The sequence below is a fragment of the Patulibacter sp. genome (genome assembly GCF_030655195.1).
Classification (GTDB): domain Bacteria; phylum Actinomycetota; class Thermoleophilia; order Solirubrobacterales; family Solirubrobacteraceae; genus Patulibacter.
In genome coordinates this window covers 1-3430 of the sequence record NZ_JAURWA010000150.1, presented here as the reverse complement: position 1 = coordinate 3430, position 3430 = coordinate 1, and the positions used below count along the sequence as shown (strand labels likewise).

Here is a 3430-nt window from a genome sequence, read left to right as displayed (position 1 = left end):
CCCGCCCGTGCCCGGCCGCGCCGTGCCGATGGCCGCGGCGGCCGCCGCGATCCTCGTGGCGGGCGTCAGCGGGGCGCTCGTGACCGGCGGCGGGGAGGGTGCCCGCGCCGCGATCGTCGCGCGCGCCCCGGCCGCGGCGGTCGCACCGCCGGCGGCGGTCACCGCGACCACGACCGCCGCGACCGGGGGGACCGCGACCACCGCGGACGCGAGCGCCCCGTCCGGCGCGGCGTCCGACGACGCGCCGGCGGCCGACGACGCGCCCGTCGCCGACGTGCCGGTCGCCGACGCACCGATCTCCGACGACCCGGGCACCGGCGACGCGCCCCCGGATCCGGAGACCACGCCGGACGACCCGACGATCGAGCCGCACGTCTGGCTGCTGGCCCTGGAGGGCCCCCGCGCCGGGGAGGCGATCGACCGTATCGCCGAGCAGGGTGTGCGGCTGACCGGCGCGCGCCCCGCGGGCGTCGACACGATCGGCAACGCGACGACCCTGCTGACGGGGAGCCCGGCGGCCGGGGCCGGCGGGGGCGGGGCGGGTGCGGCCGGTGGGTCCGCGGCCGCTGCCGCAGCGCCGTCGGGCACCGACGGGGCCGCGTCCGCCACCGCAGCGCCGTCGGGCACCGACGGGGCCGCGAACGCCGATGCCTCGACGTCGGGCGGCGCGGCGGACGGGGCCGACGCCCCGTCGCTGCCGGAGGAGCTGACGACCGGCGGGAAGACGTGGCGCAGCTACGTCGACGTCCAGCCCGGCGAGACGCCGGCGCTCCCCGGGGCCTGCACGGATCCGCCGGCCGGGGACGCCGCGGCGGCCACGCTCGCCGGACGGACGCCGTTCGGCCGGATCCCCGCACTGCGCAAGGACGACGCCTGCGCCGGTGGGACCTTCAGCCTCGAGACGCTCACGAACGACGTCTCCAGCGGCGAGACGCTCCCGTCGCTCTCCTACGCGACGCTCGGCGGCTGCGCCCCGCCGGAGCGCTCGGTCGTCGCGCTCCCCGACCAGGTCTCCGACACGGTCACCGCGATCACGGAGAGCACCGAGTTCCAGGAGAACGGCGTCGTGATCGTCACGACCGTCGGGGCGACGGACCCCTGCCCGGTGCCCGGCGCCGCCGCGGCTCCCACCGCTCCGGTCGTCCCGGGTGCGGGGCTGCCGCCCGCCCCCACCGTGGTCCTCCGTGCGGACGCCGAGCCGGGCACCACGCTCGACGTCGCCGCGGACCTCCGGGCGCTGACCCGTCTGACGGCGTCGACGCTGGGCGTCGACCCGCCCGGGACCTCGGGCGCGGACGACGTGCCGGCGCTCGAGCTGCCGGCGGCCGGGGGCTGACGGGCGGCCGGGCCGCGGGCGCTGACCGGCCCCGGGCGCTGACCGGGCCCCGGGCGGCCGCCGCCCGGGGCCCGTCCCACCGGGTCCGGTCGATCCCGTCCCACCGGGGGGTCCGGTCAGACCCGTGCCACCATCCGGCACCGGATCGACCGACCCCCTCAGTCCGGCGACCGTCCCACCGGGGGGTCCGGTCAGACCCGTGCCACCATCCGGCACCGGATCGACCGACCCCCTCAGTCCGGCGACCGTCCCACCAGGGGGTCCGGTCAGACCCGTGCCACCGTCCGGCACCGGATCGACCCACCCCCTCCGCCCGGCGACCGTCCCACCAGGGGGTCCGGTCGACCCCGTGCCACCATCCGGCACCGGATCGCCCACCCCCACCGTCAGCGGGCCTTGCGGGCGCCCTTCGTCCTCGTCGCGCGCTTCGGCGTCGCCGCGTCCGAGACGCCGCGGCGGACCGTCGGGTTCTCGATGTCGGCGAGGCGGCCGACGAGGCGGCTCCACTGCGACGGCTGCAGGACCGCCGAGACCTGCTTGCCGAGCTTCGCGTCGCCGTCGGTGGCCGCCCGTGGGAAGCCGACGTGGATGTGGTCGTCGTGGTCGGCCATCGCCAGGGTGTTGTCGGCCCCGTCGAACGTCATCAGGGAGATGATCTGGTTCGGGCGGACCGTGCCCTGCAGGCGCAGGAGCAGACGGATCGTCGACGCCGTGATCGACCCGGCACCCTGATGGCCCATGATCGGCACGCCGTCGACGGAGGCGATGTCCATCGCCGAGCCGTAGGAGTGCGCCGAGACGTTGCCCGACGCGCTGAGGATGCTGTGGCCGGACTTCAGCGACGAGATCGACAGCCGCAGGCCGTGGGCGGTGAGGTACTCCATCGTCGCCAGGACGCGACGGTCGATCGCGCCGGTGCGGATGTCGTCGCGCCCGGCCTCGTAGATCGTCAGCTTCTCGTCGGCCAGCACGCGGGCCTGGAGCTGCGCCTTGCTCATCAGCAGGATCCGGCCGACGTCCGGGCGGTCGCCGCGGTCGGCGACGAGCTCGCTGCGGTCGTCGTGCCCGAAGACCGACGCGTCGTCGAGCAGGCGCCAGCCGGCGACGATCGGCCGCGGGTCGATCCGGGGGCTCCCGTCGCCGGCCGGACGGATCGCCAGGCGCAGGGCGGTCGTCGACGTGGTGCCGAGGATCGAGCCGGCGAGGACCTTGCTGCCCCTGCGCAACGGGCGCAGGCGCACGTCGGAGCGCCGCAGCGACCCGGCGCGGACCATCCAGCGCGAGACGTCGTCCACCCGGGTCCCGGAGCCCTCCGGGGCCGCCCGCCTCTCGGTCGCGGACGTCGTCGGGGACGCGGCGGGCACCGACGCGGGTGCCGCGCGGACGAGCAGCCGCCAGGCGGGCACGATCGGTCCCGAGAGGGCCCGGCCGAGCAGACCGGTCTGCGTCAGCAGGGTCGTCGGGGTCGCGCCCTGGGCGGCCGGGTCCGTCTGCAGGCCCGTGCCGGGGACGACGCCGAACGGGGCCCCCGCGGCGGCGAACGGACCGGCCGGGAACGACGTGCCGCCGAGGCCGGCGACGCCGGGCGATGCGGGGACGCCCGGCATGCCGGTGACGCTCCCGATCCCGGAGGCTCCGGGTGTCGCGGTCGGGCCGGTCCCGACCGCGCCGCCCGTCGCCGGATCGGTGGCGGGGGCGGGCGCGCCGGGGACACCCGGAGAGGCGGTCGGCAGCCCCGTGCCGTCGGCGCCGGACGAACCCGGGACACCGACCGCGGTCGACGCACCGGGCGAGCCGGGGCCGTCGCCGGACGCGGACGGGGCACCGGACGCGGACGGGGCGGTCCCCGTCGGGCCCGTGCCGTCGGGCGCGGCGGGCGGTGCGACCGCCGGAACGGCCGGGACCGTCGGGATCGCCGGCACCGGGGTGGTGGTCGCGGGAGGCGGGGCGACGGGGCGGGCCGGGACCGGCGTGCTGCGCAGGCCGGCGTCGTCGCCGGGTCCGGACGCACCGCGGCCGGTGGTCGGGCCACCGTCGTCGGCGACCGTGCGCGGACGGGCGGGCCCGAGCGCGGCGCGTGGAGCGCCGGCGGAG

At 78.7% G+C, this 3430-nt stretch carries 1 protein-coding gene and 1 pseudogene; one reads left to right on the top strand and one right to left on the bottom strand.

Annotated features, from left to right (window positions below; genetic code table 11):
• Positions 1 to 1336 (top strand): annotated as a pseudogene (locus Q7T67_RS17015) (hypothetical protein); the annotation flags it as partial.
• A gap of 386 nt (positions 1337 to 1722) precedes the next feature.
• Here Q7T67_RS17015 and Q7T67_RS17010 read toward each other — a convergent pair.
• On the bottom strand, positions 1723 to 2943 hold the full coding sequence (locus tag Q7T67_RS17010) for a hypothetical protein (protein ID WP_304792417.1): 1221 nt from the start codon (positions 2941 to 2943) through the stop codon (positions 1723 to 1725).
• Positions 2944 to 3430: the final 487 nt, after the last annotated feature.

What these genes read in the sequence shown, in the direction of transcription:
- Q7T67_RS17010 (WP_304792417.1), bottom strand. Translation starts at nt 2,943, where the DNA reads ATGCCGGGCGTCCCCGCATCGCCCGGCGTCGCCGGCCTCGGCGGCACG.